Origin of the sequence: Paraburkholderia sp. SIMBA_027, assembly GCF_046535315.1 — a bacterium.
Lineage (GTDB): Bacteria > Pseudomonadota > Gammaproteobacteria > Burkholderiales > Burkholderiaceae > Paraburkholderia > Paraburkholderia tropica.
Genome location: NZ_JAWRWY010000007.1, coordinates 52,415 through 71,953 on the forward strand (window position 1 = coordinate 52,415; position 19,539 = coordinate 71,953).

The following is a 19,539-nucleotide window of genomic DNA, read 5'->3' on the forward strand; positions in this document are numbered from 1 at the left end:
AATACTTCAAACTTCGTACTTGCTGTTCGCGTAAACCGAACAGATCAGAACAGAAAATACCGCTGCGCCATCGGCAGCACCGTGGCGGGTTCGCAGGTGAGCAACTGGCCGTCCGCGACCACCTGGTAGGTTTCGGGATCGACGCTGATCGACGGCTGCCATGCATTGTGGATCATGTCGGCCTTCGTCACGCTCCGGCAATTGCGCACCGCGACCACGCGCTTTTGCAGACCATAACGATCGACGATGCCTTTGTCGAGCGAGAGTTGCGAGACGAAGGTGAGCGAGGTCTGCGTGAGCGCGCGTCCGCGCGTGCCGAACATCTCGCGATAATGCACGGGTTGCGGCGTGGGAATCGACGCGTTGGGGTCGCCCATCTGCGCGAGCGCGATCATGCCGCCCTTGAGAATCAGCGAGGGCTTGATGCCGAAGAAGGCCGGATCCCAGAACACCAGATCGGCCCATTTGCCCGGCTCTATCGATCCCACTTCATGCGCGATGCCGTGCGTGAGCGCCGGATTGATCGTGTACTTCGCCACATACCGCTTGACGCGGAAGTTGTCGTTGCGCGCGTTGTCCTCGGGCAGCGCGCCGCGTTGCACCTTCATCTTGTGTGCGGTCTGCCACGTGCGGATGATGACTTCGCCCACGCGGCCCATTGCCTGGGAATCCGAAGAAAGCATCGACAGCGCGCCGAGGTCGTGCAGGATGTCTTCGGCAGCGATGGTTTCGCGGCGAATGCGCGATTCGGCGAAAGCAATATCTTCGGCAATCGACGGATCGAGGTGATGGCAGACCATCAGCATGTCGAGGTGTTCGTCGAGCGTGTTGACGGTGTACGGGCGCGTGGGATTGGTCGAGGAGGGCAGCACGTTCGCCTCGCCGCAGACCTTGATGATGTCGGGCGCGTGGCCGCCGCCCGCGCCTTCGGTGTGATACGTGTGGATCGTGCGGCCCTTGAACGCGCCCACGGTCGCTTCCACGAAGCCCGATTCGTTGAGCGTGTCGGTGTGGATTGCCACCTGGGTGTCGGTGTCGTCGGCCACGCTCAGGCAGTTATCGATGGCCGCGGGCGTCGAGCCCCAGTCCTCGTGCAGCTTCAGGCCGATCGCGCCCGCGGCGATCTGTTCCTCGGCGGGCGCGGGCAGGCTCACGTTGCCCTTGCCGAGAAAGCCGAGGTTGATCGGCCAGCCGTCGGCGGCCTGGAGCATGCGTTCCATGTGCCACGGGCCCGGCGTGCAGGTGGTGGCGTTGGTGCCCGTCGCCGGGCCGGTGCCGCCGCCGAGCATCGTCGTCACGCCGCTCGCGAGCGCCTCGTCGATCTGCTGCGGGCTGATGAAGTGGATGTGCGTGTCGATGCCGCCCGCCGTGACGATCTGGCCTTCGCCCGCGATCACTTCGGTCGAGGCGCCGATGGGAATCGTCACGCCCGGCTGCACGTCCGGATTGCCCGCCTTGCCGATGCGCCAGACGCGCCCGTCCTTGATGCCGATGTCGGCCTTCACGATGCCCCAGTGATCGATGATCACCGCGTTGGTCACGACGGTATCGGCGACTTCGGCGTGCAGGCGCTGCGACTGGCCCATGCCGTCGCGGATCACCTTGCCGCCGCCGAACTTCACTTCGTCGCCGTAGACGGTGTAGTCGCGCTCGATCTCGATGAGCAGTTCGGTGTCGGCGAGACGCACGCGGTCGCCGGTCGTGGGGCCGAACATCTCCGCGTAGGCGCGGCGGCCGATCTTCAATGTCATATCGGATTCCTGATGAATTCGGGGCGTGACGCGCCGCTCAGAGCGGGCCCATCACCTTGCCGTTGAAGCCGTAGACCGCGCGCTCGCCCGCGAGCGCGACGAGTTCGACGGTGCGCTCCTGGCCGGGCTCGAAGCGCACGGCGGTGCCCGCCGCGATGTTCAGCCGGAAGCCGCGCGTAACCTCGCGCTCGAACACGAGCGCTTCGTTCACTTCGTAGAAGTGGTAGTGCGAGCCGATCTGCACCGGGCGGTCGCCCGTGTTCGCGACCGTCACGCTGAGCGTCTCGCGGCCCACGTTGAGTTCGATTTCGCCGTCGTCGATCAGCATTTCGCCGGGGATCATGGGCGCGTCCTTCAGGGAATCGGATGGTGGACGGTGACGAGCTTGGTGCCGTCGGGGAAGGTCGCTTCGACCTGAATGTCGGGGATCATTTCGGGCACGCCGTCCATCACGTCGTCGCGCGTGAGCAGCGTGGTGCCGTAGTGCATGACCTCGGCGACGGTCTTGCCGTCGCGGGCGGCTTCCATCAGCGCGGCGCTGATGAACGCCACCGCTTCCGGATAGTTGAGCTTGAGGCCGCGCGCGCGGCGCCGTTCGGCGAGCAGCGCGGCGGTGAAGATCAGGAGCTTGTCTTTCTCGCGTGGCGTGAGCTTCATCGTTCTGGTTCGGTTGGGGCAAGTCTGGACGCGTGGCAGCCGAAGCGGCCAGGCGCGCGGGAAGGGCGCGGACCAGCTTACGGGAGCCAGGTTACGGACAGCTTGCTGCCTCGCGCGCGGCGCGCACGATTCGCTGCAAGCTCACAGCAAGGTGTGTGCCAATGAAGGGGCCAGCGTGGATGCACCATCTGCGCGGTGTTCATGCACCGCGTTGGCGTTTCGATGTCGCGAGTTTGTGCGTGGACGCGCGAACGCGCGCCAGGATGGTGCGACATTCAGCAGGAGCGATGCAGGAACGATGCGGATCAGGTCGTCCACAGTCGCAGTGGCGCGGCCTTCACGCCATGCACGAACGGGCGCAGTTGCGTCCAGCACTGCGCGAGCGTGGTTTGCAGCGGCTCCATCGAGCGGCCCACCACGCGCACGAGCAGCACGCCCGGCGCGATGCAGCTCGCGCCCGAGCGCAGCGCGTCGTCGAAAGGCAGAGTGGCGGCGAGATCCTGCGCGAGCGCGTCGGTGCAGGCGGGGCCGATCGCCCACAGCACGCCGAACGCCGGAAAGCCCGCGAGACCTTGCGGCGCGTCGCGCAGCGGATCGGCGGCGTCGATCAGCGCGCGCTCGAACCAGAGCAATTGTTCCTCGGCCTCGGGCGTGGCCGCGCGCACGACGCGCGTGAGCGCGCGCAGCATGCCCGCCGACCAGCGCTCGCCCGCCGCCTGGCGGCCCAGCTGCGTCGCGTCCCAGCCGATGGCCGTCGCGCCCGCGCCGAGCGTGAGCGCGAAGTCGAGTTCCGCGTGCGCGTGATCGAAGACGAGATTGTTCTGCGGCAGCCAGTCGAGTTTCGCGCCGTCGCCCACGCGCACCTTGATGCGCTGGCGCGCGACGCGGCCGTTCGACTTGTACCACTTGGTCGCGCCCGGCGTGGTGAGCACGGCGTGCGCGCCGTCGCCCACATTCACGTCGATGTCGAGGCGGTCGCCGCCCGCGATCCCCGCCGGCGGATGCACGATCACCGCGTGGCAGATCGCGTCGCCTTCGGGATAGAGCGGACGTTGCACGCGCAACGGTCCCACGTGCAGACGATGCGTGAGCGCCGTGCGCGCCTTTTGAAGTTCGAAGCCGAGTTCGAGCTTCGCGGCCCATTCGGGTTGCGCGACCTGGCGCAGCGTGGTGTTCGCGAGCGCGGCGTGATCTTCGTGAAGCGACATGCGGATTTCGTGCGGACCAGTGCGGAAGTTGGCGTGGAGGATAGCACGCGGGGCCGCGCGTTCCGGCCGGTCCACAATCCGCGCGATCTCGCCGCTTGATTTCCCGCTCAAACGGCGATCAACTCGCGCACGCCGTCCGCATCCATCTGCGCGCCCGCGCCGCCCGCGACGATTTCGCCGCGGCTCATCACCCAGTAACGGTCGGCGATGGCCTTCGCGAAGTCGTAATACTGCTCGACCAGCAGCACGGTGAGATTCATTTCCTCGACGAGCCTGCGCAGCGTGCGCCCGATCTCCTGAATGATCGACGGCTGAATGCCTTCGGTCGGTTCGTCGAGTATCAGCAGTTGCGGTTCGCTCATCAGCGCGCGGCCGATGGCGAGCTGCTGCTGCTGACCGCCCGAGAGATCGCCGCCGCGCCGCGCCTTCATGTCCTTGAGCACGGGAAAGAGCGTGTAGATGTGCTCGGGCACGCCCTTGGGCATGCGCTTCTTGCTCGCCGCGCCCACCAGCAGATTCTCCTCGACCGTGAGACGCGGAAAGATATCGCGCCCTTGCGGCACATAGGCGAGGCCGTGCGCCACGCGCGCATGCGTGGGCATTTTCGTGAGCGCGGTGTCGCGCCACGCGATGCTGCCGTTCTTCGTCGGCACCACGCCCATCAGGCAGCGCAGCAGCGTGGTCTTGCCCACGCCGTTGCGGCCGAGCAGCACCGTGAGTTCGCCTTCGGGCACCGTCATCGAGACGTTGCGCAGGATGTGGCTGCCGCCGTAATACTGGTTCAGCGATTCGATTGTGAGCATGTCGATGCCTTGTCGAGGCTTTGTCGATCCCTTCTCGGGCCGGTGGGGAGAGGCTCAGCGGCCCAGATACGATTCGATCACCGTCTCGTCGCGCTTGACCTCGTCGAGCGTGCCGTGCGCGAGCACGCGGCCTTCGGCCATCACGGTCACGCGTCCGGTCGCGCCCGCGAGCGCCGCGACGAATTCCATGTCGTGCTCGACCACCATCATCGAGCAACTGCCGCGCAGGCGATTGAGCAGCGCGGCGAGTTCCATCGTCTCGTCGTCGGTCATGCCCGCGGCGGGTTCGTCGAGCAGCAGCAACTGCGGCTTCTGCATCAGCAGCATGCCGATTTCGAGCCGCTGCTTTTGCCCGTGCGACAGCTCGCCCGCGAGCCGGCGCGCGTCGCTTTCGAGGCGGATCGTTTCGAGCGTTTGCTCGATCTTCGCCTGCGCGTCGCGCCCGAGTCGCGCACGCAGCGTGGCGAACCAGCCCTTGTCGGCCTTCATCGCGAGTTCGAGGTTTTCCCACACGGGATGCTGCTCGAACACGGTCGGCTTCTGGAACTTGCGGCCGATGCCCACGCGCGCGATCGCCGGTTCGTTCATGCGCGTGAGGTCGAGCGTCTGGCCGAGAAACACCTTGCCCGAATCGGGCGAGGTCTTGCCGGTGATCACGTCCATCATCGTGGTCTTGCCCGCGCCGTTCGGACCGATCACGCAGCGCAGTTCGCCCGCGTCGATCTCGAGCGAGAGCTTGTTGAGCGCGCGAAAGCCGTCGAAGCTCACGGTCACGTCTTCGAGATACAGAATCGTGCCGTGCGAGGTGTCGATCACGCCGGGCTCGACCACGTGACCCATGTCGGCGACGCCCGAGAGCGTGAGGCCTTCCTCGTCGAACGGATTGTGATTGAGCGGATCGTTGAGCAGGATGTGTCCGTTCATGAGCGCTTGCCTCCTGCCGCGAGCTTCATGCGCCGCACGGCGAGTTCGATGAGGCCCATGATGCCGTTGGGCAGCAACAGCGGCACGAGCACGAAAATGAGGCCGAGGAAGAACAGCCAGTATTCGGCGAAATAGGCGGTGAAGAAGCTCTTCGCGCCGTTCACCGCGAACGCGCCGATGATCGGGCCGATCAGCGTGCCGCGTCCGCCCACGGCCACCCAGATCGCCATTTCGATCGAGTTGCCCGGCGACATTTCGCTCGGATTGATGATGCCCACCTGCGGCACGTAGAGTGCGCCCGCGATGCCGCAGAGCATCGCCGACACGGTCCAGATAAACAGCTTGTAGCCGAGCGGGCTGTAGCCGAGAAACATCAGGCGCGTTTCGCCGTCGCGCACGGCGGTGACCACGCGTCCGAGCTTCGAGGTGACGATCGCGCGCGCCGCGAGAAACGCGAGCACGAGCGTGGCGAAGGTCAGCAGGAACAGCACCGTGCGCGTGCCCGGATGCGTGATCGGCATGCCGGCGATGCGCTTGAAATCGGTGAAGCCGTTATTGCCGCCGAAGCCGGTCTCGTTGCGATAGAACAGCAGCATCGCCGCGAAGGTCATGGCCTGCGTGATGATCGACAGATACACGCCCTTCACGCGCGAGCGGAACGTGAAGAAGCCGAACACCCACGCGACCACGGCGGGCACGAGCACGACGAGCAGCAGCGCGTAGCCGAGATGCTGCGTGCCGCTCCAGTACCACGGCAGGCTGTGCCAGTCGAGAAACACCATGAAGTCGGGCAGATCGCTGCCGTACTTGCCGTCGTGGCCGATCTGGCGCATCAGGTACATGCCGATGGCGTAGCCGCCCAGCGCGAAGAACAGGCCGTGGCCAAGGCTCAGGATGCCGCAGTAGCCCCAGACGAGATCGAGCGCCAGCGCGGCGATCGCGTAGCACATGAGCTTGCCCGCGAGCGTCATCGTGTAGGCGGAGAGATGCAGCGCGCTCGTTTGCGGCAGCACCAGCGCGCACAGCGGCACGCCCACGCCCATCGCGATGATCAGCGCGATGAGCGCGAGCCACGCGCGCCGCGAGAGCAGAGCGGGGCGCGCGGGCAGGCCGAGCGCGAAGGTGTCGGTGTTGCCGTCGTGCGGCGCGAGCGCCGAGCGCGGCGATGTGGAGGTGGCGGTCGTCATGGTCAAGCCTCCGCGCTGCGGCCCTTGAGGGCGAACAGGCCCTGCGGACGCTTCTGGATGAACAGCACGATCAGCACGAGCACGGCGATCTTCGCGAGCACCGCGCCCCAGAACGGCTCGATGGCCTTCGAGACGAGCCCGAGCCCGAAGCCGCCGATCACGGTGCCGGCGATCTGGCCCACGCCGCCGAGCACCACGGCCATGAACGAGTCGATGATGTAGCTCTGGCCGAGGTCCGGACCGACGTTGCCGATCTGCGAGAGCGCGCAGCCGCCGAGCCCGGCGATGCCCGCACCGAACGCGAACGCCCACGCATCGACGCGCGCGGTGCGCACGCCCACGCAGGCGGCCATGCGGCGATTCTGCGTGACGGCGCGCACGAACAGGCCGAGGCGCGTTTTCGTCAGCACGGTCCATGCGATGCCGACCACGATCAGTGCGAAGGCGAGAATCGCGAGGCGGTTGTACGGCAGGATCAGGTTCTGCATCACGGTCACGCCGCCGCTCATCCACGCGGGGTTTTCGACCTGCACGTTCTGCGCGCCGAAGATCATGCGCGTGGCCTGAATCAGGATCAGGCTGATGCCGAAGGTGGTGAGCAGCGTTTCGAGCGGGCGGCCATACAGATGGCGGATCACGAGGCGCTCGATCACCGCGCCCACGAGCGCGGCGGCGACGAACGAGGCCGGAATCGCCAGCAGCGGATACCAGTCGAACGCGCCCGGCGCGTAGCGCTGGAACAGCGTCTGCACGACATAGGTGGCGTACGCGCCGATCATCAGAAACTCGCCGTGCGCCATGTTGATCACGCCGATCAGACCGTACGTGATCGCGAGGCCGAGCGCCGCGAGCAGCAGCACGCTGCCAAGCGAGAGACCCGCGAACAGCGTGCCCGCGATTTCGCTGCGGCGCTGGATCGAGTCGAGCGCGTCGATGCCTTGCTGCGCGACGGCGCGCACATCGGCATCGGGTTCGTTGAATGCGCCGCTCGCATTCTTCGCGACGAGCGGGCGCAGCAGTTCGTACATGTCGAGATCGTGGCGCGCCGCGACGAGCTTCGTCGCTTCGAGGCGCGTCGCCGCGTTCGGGTCGCGCAGCGCGGTCATCGCCCAGAGCGTATCGAGGCGGCGCTTGAGCGCGGCGTCGGTTTCCTTCGCGCGGGCGGCGTCGATCATCGGCTTCATCGACGGATCGGGATTCTTCAGCAGCTCGGCGATGGCCGCGCGGCGCGTTGCCAGATCGGGCGACGCGAGTTGCAGGCCCGAGACCGCGCCGGCCACTTTCGAGCGCAGCAGATTGTTCAGCGTGATGGGCTGCGCACTCGACGCGACGTCGGCGGCGACCGGTTTGCCGGTGGCGGCGTCGCGCGCGGTGTCGCCGTCGGTGACGAGCACTTCGCCGGCGTCGGTGGCGCTCACGTTGTCCTCGGCGAGCGCCTTGAGCAGCGCGAGCGAGGCGGCGTCGTGGAGGGCAATGAGTTTGTCGACGGCGGCGGACTTGGCGTCGAAGTCGTCGCCGCCGAGCGGGGCGACGTCGGCGGCTTCAAGCGCGTGCGCGGCGGTCGTGAAGGTGGCGAACAGCGTCATGCACAGCGTGACGCTGGCAATCGCGCGCCGCAAGCCCAGGCGGGCGTACCTCGGGAATGAGAGAGCCATGATGAGGTCTTTATGATGCGGGCCGCCGCGTCGCGCGAACGCGGGCGCAAGCGGCGGCCCGTGGGCAGAACGCGCGCGGCGCTCAGAGTGCGCCGCGCGTGGCTTGCATGACGTGCATGGCGCGCAGGATGGCCGTGCGATCGCGACGATCAGGCCGTGCGCGAACGGCGCAGGAAGTTCGGCAACACGTCCTGCGTGACCACGTCCGGCTTGCCTTCGTTGCCGGCGATATACGGGCTCCACGGCTGCGCGCGGATCGCGGTCTTGGTGCGCCACACGACGTTGAACTGACCGTCGCCGCGAATCTCGCCGATCATCACCGGCTTGTGCAGGTGATGGTTGCCGTCCATCGTCAGCGTGAAGCCCGAGGGCGCCGCCACGGTCTGGCCGATCATCGCCGTGCGCACCTTGTCGACGTCGGTGCTCTTCGCTTTTTCGACGGCCTGCTTCCACATGTGGATGCCGACGAAGGTCGCTTCCATCGGATCGTTGGTGACGCGCTTGCTGCCGCCCGGCAGATTGTTCGCCTTCACCCACGCCTCGAACTGCTCCTTGAACTTCGTGTTCTGCGCGCCCTTCACCGACATGAAGTAATTCCACGCCGCGAGGTGGCCGACGAGCGGCTTGGTGTCGATGCCGCGCAGTTCTTCCTCGCCCACCGAGAACGCGACAACGGGCACGTCGGTCGCCTTGATGCCCTGGTTGCCGAGTTCCTTGTAGAACGGCACGTTCGAGTCGCCGTTGATGGTCGAGACGACGGTGGTCTTGCCGCCCTGCGAGAAGGTCTTGATGTTCGCGACGATGGTCTGATAGTCGCTATGACCGAACGGCGTGTAGACCTCCTGAATATCGGCGTCCTGCACGCCCTTCGAATGCAGGAAGGCGCGCAGGATCTTGTTGGTCGTGCGCGGATACACATAGTCGGTGCCGAGCAGGAAGAAACGCTTCGCGCCGCCGCCTTCCGCGCTCATCAGATATTCCACGGCGGGAAGCGCCTGCTGGTTCGGCGCGGCGCCCGTGTAGAACACGTTGCGCGACATTTCCTCGCCTTCGTACTGCACCGGGTAGTAGAGCAGGCCGTTCAGCTCCTCGAACACCGGCAGCACCGACTTGCGCGACACCGAGGTCCAGCAGCCGAACACGCACGCGACCTTGTCCTGCGTGAGCAGCTGGCGGGCCTTCTCCGCGAACAGCGGCCAGTTCGATGCGGGGTCCACGACCACGGGCTGAATCTGACGCCCCATCACGCCGCCGTTCTTGTTGATGTCGGCGATCGTCATCAACGCGGTGTCCTTGAGCGACGTCTCCGAGATCGCCATCGTGCCCGAGAGCGAATGCAGGATGCCGACCTTGATCGGCCCGCTGCCCGTGTCGGCATGCGCGAACGGCACGCGCCCCGCTACGGCGAGCGCGCCCGACATCGTCCCGAGTTTCAACAGACTGCGACGTTTCATGTAGATGCCCCTATGGGTGAAGTCGTGGGTCTCGGCGCGTCTGATTACGCGCCCCCGTTGGTGTGTCCAGCCTTGCGGGGTTGTTACTGCAAAGGCTATGCCAGCGCGCGTGAGAAGCGCGATGCGCGTGCTGTCGACGCGTGCCGAGCGCGGGGCGGGCTTCCGGCGAAGCAAGACGAGACGGACGTACGCGAACGCGACGTGCGGCGGGCGGGCGAATCTGGTGCAGCGGGACGCATGTTCGGGCGCGCTGCATCGTTGCAGTGCGCGCGTGCATGAAAGCCGATGATCGTCGCGGTGCATGCGTCGCGCGCAGTGCATGACGATGCGATCAGGTGCATGCGGGGTGCATGCGGCAGGCGGAGAAGTCGGCGCGCGCGCTACATCGTTGTGCAAGCACGCATTCCGATCGAAGTGCGACGAGGCGCTGCACGCATGAATGCGAAGCGCGCAGAAATGCGAAAGGGCGCGGTGTGAACCGCGCCCTTCGACGAAGACATCATCTTGACCGGTGATGGACCGGTCTTGCCGCAATCAGTACGTCGGCACCTTCGGATCGACCTGACGCGACCACGCGTCGATGCCGCCTTGCAGGTTGAACACCTGCGTGTGGCCGCGCGATTCGAGGAACATCGCGACCTGGGCGCTGCGCGCGCCGTGATGGCAGATGCAGACGATCTGCGCGTCGTCGTCGAGTTCTTCGCTGCGCGCGGGGATCTGCGCCATCGGAATCGAGATGCTGCCGTCGATCTTCGCGGTCTCGATTTCCCACGGCTCGCGCACGTCGAGCAGGACGGGCGCCGGGCGCGCGGAGTCGGCGAGCCATTCGGCGAGGGCGGGGGCGGTCAGGATCTGCATGGAAGACTCAGTCGGAGAAAGCGGAGAAAAACGGAAGATAAACGTAACACAGGGACGTAATGCAGGGCGCGGGGCCGCACACGCGGCCCGGCGACCACTTAGAACTTGAAGCGCGACGGCTGCACGGCGTTTTGCAGCGGTTCGACGTAGGTTTCGAACACGCCCGCAATGCGGTACTGCTTCTCGTCCATACGCGTGATGATCTGCATTTCCATGACCGGCGCGCTGCCGACGAACGCCGCCAGACGGCCGCCCACCTTGAGCTGCTCCAGCAGTTCCTGCGGCACGACCGGCAGGCCGCCCGAGACGCAGATCACGTCGTACGGCGCGTTCGCGGCCCAGCCGCGTGCCGCGTCGCCGACCGCGACTTCGGCGTTCAGCACGCCGTTCTTCACGAAGTTGGCGCGCGCGAATTCGGCCAGTTCCGTGTCGATTTCCACCGTCAGCACCTGTTGCGCGCGGTGCGCGAGCAGGGCGGCCATGTAGCCCGAACCGGCGCCGATTTCGAGCACGCTCTCGTGCTTCTTCACCGCGAGTTCCTGCAGCACGCGCGCTTCGACGCGCGGCGCGAGCATGTGCTGACCATTGGGCAGCGGCAGTTCCAGGTCGGCGAACGCGATATCGACATAGGCCGCGGGGACGAAATGCTCACGCTTGACGATCGAGAGCAGATTCAGCACGTCCTGGTCGAGCACTTCCCAGGGGCGAATCTGCTGTTCGATCATGTTGAAACGCGCTTGTTCGATGTTCATGGTGACTCGGCGTTATGGTTCGGTTCGAAGTTCGGGCGATACGTAAGGGGGACTGGCGGGGACTGGCTGTCCTGGCGGCCGCGTGCCGCTGCGGACGCCCCGAAAAACGGTGCCAGGCAATCGCGAGATTGTACCAAAGGCCTTTGCGGCGGCGTCCGCCCGCCGGCAGCGCGGGGCCGGCGCGGGATCAGTATTTGTCCTGGCTTCGTGCGCCTTGAAGTTTCGCCGTTCGCGAACCAAGAATGTAATCGATTACATTGCCGACGCGCCCGCGCGGCCATCTTCGACAGCCTCGACCCTGCCACCGATCGCCTTTTTCATGACGACCACCGCCCAGCCGCACGCCTCACAAGCCGATCCGGCGGCGTCAGCCGAAGCGGCCGAGGCCGCAGCGCAGGCCGCCGGCGGCGACGCGCGCGGCGGCTCCATCGCGGCAGTGGCGCGGCGCGTGGGCGTCTCGGTGGCCACGGTGTCGCGTGTGCTCAACGGCCACACCAACGTGCGGCCCGCCACGCGCGCACGTGTGCTCGCCGAGGTCGAAACGAGCGGCTATCGCGTCAACGAGCTGGCGCGCAATCTGCGCACGGCGGAAAGCCGCCTGCTGCTGACGATGGTGCCGGACTTCGGCAATCCGTTTTACGCCGAGATCGTGCGCGGCATCGACAGCGTCGCGCGCCAGCACGGCTATTTCATGCTGCTCTGCGACACGGGCGCCGACGCGGGCCGCGAGCGTAGTTACTTCGACCTGCTGCGCCGCCATCGCGCGGACGGCGCTATCTGCCTCGATCCGGCCACGGTGCAGCAGGCCAACCGCGCCGCCGCGCACGAACCGGCGCTGCCGTGGGTCGCGTGCTGCGAGTTCGATCCGGCCGCGGGCGTGCCTTACGTGGGCATCGACAATTTCGGGGCGGCGCGCGACGCGGTGCGCCATCTGATCGCGCGCGGGCGGCGGCGCATCGCGCTGATCAATTCCGACGATCACTATCTGTATGCGCAGCAGCGCCGCGACGGCTACCTCGCCGCGCTCGCCGAAGCGGGCATCGAGGCGCGCGAAGCGTGGCGCGTGAATCTGAACTGTCTGGATTACGACGCGGGCGCGCAGGCCGCCGCCGCGCTCATGGCGCAACGCGGCGGCGCGCGCGCGGCGAAGCCGGACGCGATTTTCGCGGTTTCGGACACGCTCGCGGTGGGCGTCGTCAATGGTTTGCGCGGCAGCGGCTGGGCGGTGCCCGACGACGTCGCCGTGGTCGGTTTCGACGATATCGCGCTGGCCGCGCAGATCGATCCGCCGCTCACGACTATCGCGCAGCCGATGCGCGAACTCGGCGAAACGGCCGCGCGTCTGCTGCTGAAGCGGCTCGCCGATCCGCGCGCGAACGTGCCGGGCGTGCTGTTGCCGCATCGGCTGGTGGTGCGGCGCAGCGCCTGAACGCGCGGGGTCGGCTGAACATGCTGGATCGCAAGACAAACGCTTATTAGCAGGGGAGACCAGCGAGAGAAGGCGGGCAGCGCCGCACGGCAAGTCGACGTGCACGCGGCCCGCCGGACCCCGCGCGAATTGGAGGAGCGAGCGGCCATGAGCGTCGCCGTGCGATTCAACGATATCCGCAAGGACTTTGGCCCCGTGCGCGTGCTGCACGGCGTGAGCTTCGACCTCGCGCCGGGCCGCATTCACGGACTGCTGGGCGAGAACGGCGCGGGCAAATCCACGCTGATGAAAATCCTCGCGGGCTACGAGCGCCCGAGCGCGGGCGAGATGCTCGTCGACGGCCGCGCCTGCCAGTTCGACGGCTCGCGCGCCGCCGAAGCCGCGGGCATCGTGCTGATCCATCAGGAGTTCAATCTCGCCGAGCATCTGACGATCGCGCAGAACATCTTTCTGGGCCACGAAAAGAAGCGCGGCCTCTTTGTCGACGACACGGCGATGCGCCGCGAAGCGCGCGCGCTGCTCGCCCAGGTCGGGCTCGAACGGCATCCCGACACGCTCGTGCGCGAGCTGATCGTCGCCGAAAAGCAGCTCGTGGAAATCGCCAAGGCGCTCGCGCGCCGCGCGCGCCTGCTCATCATGGACGAACCCACGGCCACGCTCACGCCCAGCGAAACCGCGCGCCTGTTCACGCTGATGACGAAGCTGCGCGCGGACGGCGCGACGATCGTCTACATCTCGCACAAGCTCGACGAAGTGGAGCGCATCACCGACGACGTGATCGTGATGCGCGACGGCCGCTTCGTGGCCGCGAGCGCGACAGCGGGCCTCGCGCGTCAGCAGATGGCCAACCTGATGGTGGGCCGCGACGTCTCCGACATGTTTCCCGACAAGCGCCTCGTCGCCGCCGACGCGCCCGTCGCGTTGCGGGTGCGCGGCCTCGCCGTGCCGGGCTGGGTCGAGGACCTGAGCTTCGAGGTGCGCGCGGGCGAGATTCTCGGCTTCGCGGGACTCGTGGGCGCGGGGCGCAGCGAAGCCTTCGAGGCGCTCGTCGGGCTGCGCCGCAAGCTGGCGGGCGAGGTGGAGATCGGCGGGCGGGCGGTGACGCTCAAGCATCCGCGCGAGGCCATGCGCCACGGCCTCACGTATCTGAGCGAGGACCGCAAGGGCAAAGGCCTGCATCTGAATCTGAACCTCCAGGACAACCTCACGCTGATGACGCTCGAACGCTACGGCCGTCCGCTGCTCGATCTGAAGGCCGCGCGCGGCGCGCTCGAAACGGCGGTGCGCGAATTCGGCATTCGCACCGGCGACCTGTCGAGCCGCGCGCGCATGCTCTCGGGCGGCAATCAGCAGAAGCTCGCGCTCGCCAAATTCCTGCAGCCCGATCCGCGCGTGATCGTGCTCGACGAACCCACGCGCGGCGTCGATATCGGCGCGAAACGCGACATCTATTTCCTGATCGAGCGGCTCGCGGCCTCGGGACGCGCGGTGGTGGTGATTTCGTCGGAGCTGATCGAGTTGATCGGCCTCGCGCATCGCGTCGCGGTGATGCGCGCGGGGCGGCTCGTCGCCACGCTCGGCCGCGACCATCTGAACGAAGAGGAGCTGATCGCCCATGCAACCGGCACCCACTGAAGCGGCGAGCGCCCAGGCGCGCACGCGGCGCTTCGTCGTGCGGCTCGCGCACCGGCTCGCGGGCGTGGGGCCGCTGATCGGCCTCGTCGCGCTGTGCGTGGTCGGCACGCTGCTCAACCGCGACTTCGCGACCGTCGACAATCTGCTCAACGTGCTCACGCGCACGTCGTTCATCGGCATCATCGCGGTGGGCATGACCTTCGTGATCATCTCGGGCGGCATCGATCTTTCCGTGGGCTCGATGGCGGCGCTGATCGCGGGCGTGATGATCTGGGTGATGAACGCGCTCGCGGCGGGCGTGAACGGCCACGCGTTCGCGCCGCTCGCCATCATCGCGATCGGCATGGCGATCGCGCTCGTGCTGGGCGCGCTGTTCGGTCTCGCGCACGGGCTGCTCATCACGCGCGGACGCATCGAGCCGTTCATCGTCACGCTCGGCACGCTGGGCATTTTCCGCTCGGTGCTCACGTGGCTCGCCGACGGCGGCGCGCTCACGCTGCAAAACAATCTCGTCGATCTCTACGGTCCCGTGTATTACGCGAGCCTCTTCGGCGTGCCGGTGCCCGTGTGGGTGTTCGCGCTGATGGCGGCGGGCGGCGCGCTGGTGCTCAACCGTACGGCGTTCGGGCGGCACGTGCAGGCGATCGGCTCGAACGAACAGGTCGCGCGTTATGCGGCGATTCGCGTCGATCGCGTGAAGTGCGCGACCTATGTGCTGCTCGGCGTGTGCGTGGGCGTGGCGACGGTGCTCTACGTGCCGCGTCTGGGCTCGGCCACGCCGACCACCGGCATCTTGTGGGAACTCGAAGCGATCGCGGCCGTGGTGGTCGGCGGCACGGCGCTCAAGGGCGGCGAAGGACGCGTGGCGGGCACGGTGGTGGGCGCGATCCTGCTCTCGGTGATCGCGAACATTCTGAATCTCACGAGCATCATCAGCGTGTATCTGAACGCGGCGGTGCAGGGCGTGGCGATCATTGCCGTGGCCTTCCTGCAACGCGGCAGGCGGTAGTCGTGTGAGCGGTATTTTGTTCAGATGGCGAATTAATAGTCGGTGCAAGGCGTGGTCAAAGGACGGGCGTGCGCGCCCGCACAACAATCATCGGAGACGGCATCATGAAGAATACGATTCGTGCGATGTGGACGGGCGCGCTGACGCTCGGCGTGGCGGCGATGTTCGCTTCGCCTTTCACGGCAAGCCCGGCGCACGCCGAGGACAAGGTCACGCTCGGCGTCGCCATTCCCACGGCCGATCACGGCTTCACGGGCGGCATCGTCTGGTGGGCCAACGAGGCGAAGAAAGAGCTGGAGAAGGCGCATCCGGACCTGAAAGTCATCGTCAAGACGGCGGCCAACGCGCCCGATCAGGCGAACCAGTTGCAGGACCTTGTGACCGTCAACAAGATCAACGCGCTGGTGATCTTCCCGTTTGAATCGGCCTCGCTCACGCAGCCGGTCGCGCAGGTCAAGAAGAAGGGCGTGTACGTGACGGTGGTCGATCGCGGCCTGACCGACAAGAGCGCGCAGGACGCCTACGTGGCCGGCGACAACACCGCGTTCGGCCGCATTCCCGCCGAGTATCTCGCGAAGCAGTTGAACGGCAAGGGCAACATCGTCGCGCTGCGCGGCATTCCGACCACGCTCGACAACGAGCGCTGGAACGCCTTTACGGCGGTGCTGAAGAACTATCCGGACATGAAGATTCTCGACGCGAAGTACGCGAACTGGAATCGCGACGACGCCTTCAAGACCATGCAGGACTTCCTGACGCGCTTCAAGCACATCGACGCCGTCTGGGCCGCCGACGACGACATGGCCGTGGGCGTGCTCAAGGCGATCGATCAGGCCAAACGCAGCGACATCAAGATCGTGTTCGGCGGTGCGGGCTCGAAGGACATGGTCAAGCGCGTGATGGACGGCGATCCGCTGATTCAGGCCGACGTGTCGTATTCGCCGAAGTTCATCTACGACGCGATCAAGCTCACGGCCGAGGCGCGGCTCGCGGGCAAGGCGCTGCCGCCCACGACGATCATTCCTTCGGTGCTGATCACGAAGGAGAACGCCAAACAGTTCTATTTCCCGGATTCGCCGTTCTGAGCGCGGCGCATCACGCTGGCCTGCATCGTTCGTCAACCGCCGCCGCGCCGCGGTGGCTTTGCTGAGGACTCGGACCGATGAAAACCCTCAAGGGTCCGGCGATCTTTCTCGCCCAGTTTCTGGGTGAGGAAGCGCCGTTCGACAGCTTCGCGCACATGGCGCAATGGGCCGCGCAACTGGGCTACAAAGGCATTCAGGTGCCGACCGATGCGCGCCTGATCGATCTCGAACAGGCGGCCGCGAGCCCGGCGTATTGCGACGATCTGCGCCAGACCGCCGACGACGCGGGGATCGCGATCACCGAGTTGTCGACGCATCTGCAAGGTCAGCTCGTGGCCGTGCATCCCGCGTACGACGCGCTGTTCGACGGCTTCGCCGCGCCGCACGTGCGCGGCAATCGCGAGGCGCGCACGGCGTGGGCCATCGAGCAGCTGAAGCTCGCCGCGCGCGCGTCGCGCAATCTGGGCTTGAGCGCGCATGTGACGTTTTCGGGCGCGCTCGCGTGGCCTTATGTGTATCCGTGGCCGCAGCGTCCGCCCGGTCTTGTCGAGGCCGCGTTCGACGAACTTGCGCGTCGCTGGCGGCCGATTCTCGATGCATTCGACGCAGCGGGCGTGGACGTCTGCTACGAACTGCATCCGGGCGAGGATCTGCACGACGGCGTGACTTTCGAGCGTTTTCTGGCCGCCGTGGACGATCATCCGCGCGCGAACATTCTCTACGACCCGAGCCATTTCGTGCTCCAGCAGCTCGATTACCTCGCGTTCATCGACCTCTACCACGCGCGCATCAAGGCCTTTCACGTGAAGGACGCGGAATTCCGGCCCACGGGGCGGCAGGGCGTGTACGGCGGCTATAGCGACTGGGTCGAGCGCGCGGGGCGTTTTCGTTCGCTCGGCGACGGGCAGATCGACTTCGGCGCGATTTTCTCGAAGCTCACGCAGTACGACTTTCCGGGCTGGGCGGTGCTCGAATGGGAATGCGCGCTCAAGCATCCGCACGACGGCGCGCGCGAGGGCGCGGAGTTCATCAAGCGGCATCTGATCCGCGTGGCCGAGCATGCGTTCGACGACTTCGCGGGCAGCGGCGTGGACGACGCGCAACTCAAAAGCGTGCTGGGCCTCTGATACGCAGTGACGCACAACGCGGAGCACGACGATGACACGCAGACTGAAACTCGGCATGGTGGGCGGCGGCGAGGGCGCGTTCATCGGCGCGGTGCATCGGATCGCCGCGCGCCTCGACGACGATTTCGAACTGGTGGCGGGCGCGTTGTCGTCCGATGCGGCGCGCGCGCAGTCGAGCGCCGACGCCATCGGCCTCGCGCGCAGTTACGCCGACTGGCGCGAGATGGCGCGCGAAGAAGGCGTGCGCGCGGACGGCATCGATGCGGTCGCGATCGTCACGCCCAATCATCTGCACGCGCCGGTGGCGCATGCGTTCATGGCGGCGGGCATCCACGTGATCTGCGATAAGCCGCTGGCCGTCTCGCTCGACGAAGGGCGCGCGCTCGCCCAGCACGCGCGCGACGCGAACGTGGTGTTCGCGCTCACGCACACGTATTCCGGGTATCCGCTCGTGCGCCATGCGCGAGAAATGGTGGCGGCGGGCGAACTGGGCGAGGTGCGCGTCGTGCAGGTGGAGTACGCGCAGGACTGGCTCGCGCATCCGATCGAGCAGGGCGGCGCGGACGGCCGCAATCGTCAGGCGAGCTGGCGCACCGATCCGGCGCTGGCGGGTCCGGCGGGTTGTCTCGGCGATATCGGCACGCACGCGTATCAGCTGGCGGCGTTTGTCAGCGGCATGGAGCCGGTGGCGGTCGCCGCGGAGCTGCATACCTTCGTGCCCGGACGGCGTATCGACGATCACGTGCAGGCGATGCTGCGTTACGCGAACGGCGCGCGCGGCATGCTGTGGGCGAGCCAGGTCGCGAGCGGCGCGGAGAATGCGCTGCGCTTGCGGGTGTACGGCACGAAGGCCGGGCTCGGGTTCGATCAGGAAGCGCCGAACGAACTGTGGTTCACGCCGCAGGGCGGCGAGGCGCAGCGGCTCACGCGCGGACGGGTGACGGGCGCGGCCGCCGCGCACGCGACGCGCGTGCCGCCGGGGCATCCGGAAGGGTATCTGGAAGCGTTCGCGCAGCTTTATCGCGACGCGGCGGCGCAGATTCGTGCGCGCGACATGGGCGTGCCGCCGCCGCCCGAAAGTACGTTGCTCATGACCGTCGACGATGGCGTGGCCGGGCTGCGCTTTATCGAAGCGGTGCTGGCCAGCAGCGCCGCCGATGGCGCCTGGCGCGCGCTGGGTTGAGGGTTGGGGCGAGCGCCGACGGTGGCGGGCAGCGCGCTGCGTTAGCCATTCGGATGAATGGCGCGGATTTCCGGACGCGACAAAACTTGCAGTGTGTTTAACGCACTTCAAGGATGCTCATGTCTAATGTAATACAGTTGAATTACAATGCGGCTTCGATCACCACGCGAGGGAGTGAGGCGATGGGCGCAAGCGCATTGGTACAGGTCCGCATCGACCCGGCGTTGAAAGAACGCGCCACGGCGGTGCTGGAAAAGATGGGACTCACGGTGTCGGACGCGGTGCGCATCCTGCTCACGCGGGTGGCGAACGAGGGCGCGCTGCCCGTCGGCTTCGCGGTCGATCCGGCCACGCACGACGCGTGGTTCCGCGCGAAAGTGCTGGAAGCGCTGGAAGACGCGCGCCCGGCCGTGGAGGCGGACGCGGTCGAGGCGCATTTCGCGAAGCGGCGCGCGGCGGCGGCGAGGCACGTGGACGAGGCCGAGCCGGCGGCTCCGAAGCTGAACCCCGTTCGCAAGCGCAAAAATTGAAACTCGAATGGTCGCCGCTCGCGCTGGCCGACCGCGAAGCGATATTCGACTTCAACGAGACACGCGGCGCGCATGCAGCCGTGAGCGTGGACGAGTGCATCGCCTCCGCGGTCCGTCGGCTGCGCCTCTATCCGGAGATCGGCCGTCGTGGCCGGGTAAGCGGCACGCGCGAACTGGTCGTGCATGGCGCGCCGTTCGTCATCGCTTACCGTGTCGAACGGCAAACGCTCACGGTGCTACGCGTGCTGCACGGCGCGCGGCGCTGGCCTGCCGTTATGGATTAGCACGCGCT

At 66.9% G+C, this 19,539-nt stretch carries 19 protein-coding genes; 8 read left to right on the forward strand and 11 right to left on the reverse strand.

All coding sequences use genetic code 11. From position 1 onward, the window contains the following. Positions 1–44: 44 nt before the first annotated feature. The 11 genes from ureC to SB764_RS14935 all read right to left on the reverse strand — a co-directional run bounded on the left by ureC (position 45) and on the right by SB764_RS14935 (position 11,249). On the reverse strand, positions 45–1,751 hold the full coding sequence (gene ureC / locus SB764_RS14885; protein WP_065057293.1) for an urease subunit alpha: 1,707 nt from the start codon (positions 1,749–1,751) through the stop codon (positions 45–47). A gap of 37 nt (positions 1,752–1,788) precedes the next feature. Beyond that, positions 1,789–2,094: an urease subunit beta gene (locus SB764_RS14890; RefSeq protein ID WP_110327549.1), complete on the reverse strand. Its 306-nt coding sequence runs from the start codon at positions 2,092–2,094 to the stop codon at positions 1,789–1,791. Between the two features lie 11 nt (positions 2,095–2,105). Further along, on the reverse strand, positions 2,106–2,408 hold the full coding sequence (gene ureA / locus SB764_RS14895) for an urease subunit gamma (protein WP_065057295.1): 303 nt from the start codon (positions 2,406–2,408) through the stop codon (positions 2,106–2,108). A gap of 305 nt (positions 2,409–2,713) precedes the next feature. Further along, a complete protein-coding gene (locus SB764_RS14900; RefSeq protein ID WP_124262384.1) occupies positions 2,714–3,616 on the reverse strand; it encodes an urease accessory protein UreD in 903 nt (300 codons plus the stop codon). Positions 3,617–3,723: 107 nt separating this feature from the next. After that, on the reverse strand, positions 3,724–4,419 hold the full coding sequence (gene urtE / locus SB764_RS14905) for an urea ABC transporter ATP-binding subunit UrtE (RefSeq protein WP_124262383.1): 696 nt from the start codon (positions 4,417–4,419) through the stop codon (positions 3,724–3,726). A 54-nt stretch (positions 4,420–4,473) separates the two neighbouring features. Beyond that, entirely contained in the window at positions 4,474–5,259 is a 786-nt protein-coding gene (gene urtD, locus SB764_RS14910; protein ID WP_241030491.1) for an urea ABC transporter ATP-binding protein UrtD, read from the reverse strand. An 80-nt stretch (positions 5,260–5,339) separates the two neighbouring features. Then, the gene (gene urtC, locus SB764_RS14915; RefSeq protein ID WP_065057298.1) at positions 5,340–6,530 is read right to left on the reverse strand and encodes an urea ABC transporter permease subunit UrtC; all 1,191 of its coding nucleotides are present in this window, start codon (positions 6,528–6,530) and stop codon (positions 5,340–5,342) included. 2 nt (positions 6,531–6,532) lie between these two features. Beyond that, positions 6,533–8,185 carry an urea ABC transporter permease subunit UrtB gene (gene urtB, locus SB764_RS14920; RefSeq protein ID WP_408583519.1) on the reverse strand — a complete coding sequence of 551 codons (1,653 nt, stop codon included), beginning with the start codon at positions 8,183–8,185 and terminating at the stop codon, positions 6,533–6,535. A 149-nt stretch (positions 8,186–8,334) separates the two neighbouring features. Beyond that, positions 8,335–9,639, reverse strand: coding sequence for an urea ABC transporter substrate-binding protein (gene urtA, locus SB764_RS14925; protein WP_065057300.1), 1,305 nt, complete (start codon positions 9,637–9,639; stop codon positions 8,335–8,337). Between the two features lie 534 nt (positions 9,640–10,173). Continuing rightward, positions 10,174–10,497 carry a rhodanese-like domain-containing protein gene (locus SB764_RS14930; RefSeq protein WP_065057301.1) on the reverse strand — a complete coding sequence of 108 codons (324 nt, stop codon included), beginning with the start codon at positions 10,495–10,497 and terminating at the stop codon, positions 10,174–10,176. A 98-nt stretch (positions 10,498–10,595) separates the two neighbouring features. Further along, positions 10,596–11,249 carry a protein-L-isoaspartate O-methyltransferase family protein gene (locus SB764_RS14935; RefSeq protein WP_065057302.1) on the reverse strand — a complete coding sequence of 218 codons (654 nt, stop codon included), beginning with the start codon at positions 11,247–11,249 and terminating at the stop codon, positions 10,596–10,598. Positions 11,250–11,568: 319 nt separating this feature from the next. Here SB764_RS14935 and SB764_RS14940 point away from each other — a divergent pair, with 319 nt between their 5' ends. The 8 genes from SB764_RS14940 (at position 11,569) to SB764_RS14975 (ending at position 19,531) form a co-directional block, all read left to right on the forward strand. Next, positions 11,569–12,678 (forward strand): LacI family DNA-binding transcriptional regulator, encoded by a 1,110-nt coding sequence (locus SB764_RS14940; RefSeq protein WP_410863941.1) that lies wholly within the window; start codon positions 11,569–11,571, stop codon positions 12,676–12,678. 147 nt (positions 12,679–12,825) lie between these two features. Continuing rightward, positions 12,826–14,313 (forward strand): sugar ABC transporter ATP-binding protein, encoded by a 1,488-nt coding sequence (locus SB764_RS14945; protein ID WP_183715253.1) that lies wholly within the window; start codon positions 12,826–12,828, stop codon positions 14,311–14,313. Next, positions 14,294–15,322 carry an ABC transporter permease gene (locus tag SB764_RS14950; protein WP_065057305.1) on the forward strand — a complete coding sequence of 343 codons (1,029 nt, stop codon included), beginning with the start codon at positions 14,294–14,296 and terminating at the stop codon, positions 15,320–15,322. Before SB764_RS14945 ends, SB764_RS14950 begins: the two co-directional genes overlap by 20 nt. Before the next feature lie 104 nt (positions 15,323–15,426). Then, positions 15,427–16,407, forward strand: coding sequence for an ABC transporter substrate-binding protein (locus tag SB764_RS14955; protein WP_065057306.1), 981 nt, complete (start codon positions 15,427–15,429; stop codon positions 16,405–16,407). A gap of 77 nt (positions 16,408–16,484) precedes the next feature. Then, positions 16,485–17,534, forward strand: a complete 1,050-nt coding sequence (locus SB764_RS14960; RefSeq protein ID WP_176080459.1) for a sugar phosphate isomerase/epimerase family protein — start codon at positions 16,485–16,487, stop codon at positions 17,532–17,534. A gap of 31 nt (positions 17,535–17,565) precedes the next feature. Beyond that, positions 17,566–18,717 (forward strand): Gfo/Idh/MocA family protein, encoded by a 1,152-nt coding sequence (locus SB764_RS14965; protein WP_410863944.1) that lies wholly within the window; start codon positions 17,566–17,568, stop codon positions 18,715–18,717. Positions 18,718–18,899: 182 nt separating this feature from the next. Further along, positions 18,900–19,247 (forward strand): type II toxin-antitoxin system RelB/DinJ family antitoxin, encoded by a 348-nt coding sequence (locus SB764_RS14970; protein ID WP_065057308.1) that lies wholly within the window; start codon positions 18,900–18,902, stop codon positions 19,245–19,247. After that, on the forward strand, positions 19,244–19,531 hold the full coding sequence (locus tag SB764_RS14975; RefSeq protein ID WP_183715255.1) for a type II toxin-antitoxin system RelE/ParE family toxin: 288 nt from the start codon (positions 19,244–19,246) through the stop codon (positions 19,529–19,531). Before SB764_RS14970 ends, SB764_RS14975 begins: the two co-directional genes overlap by 4 nt. The last annotated feature ends 8 nt before the right edge of the window (positions 19,532–19,539 follow it).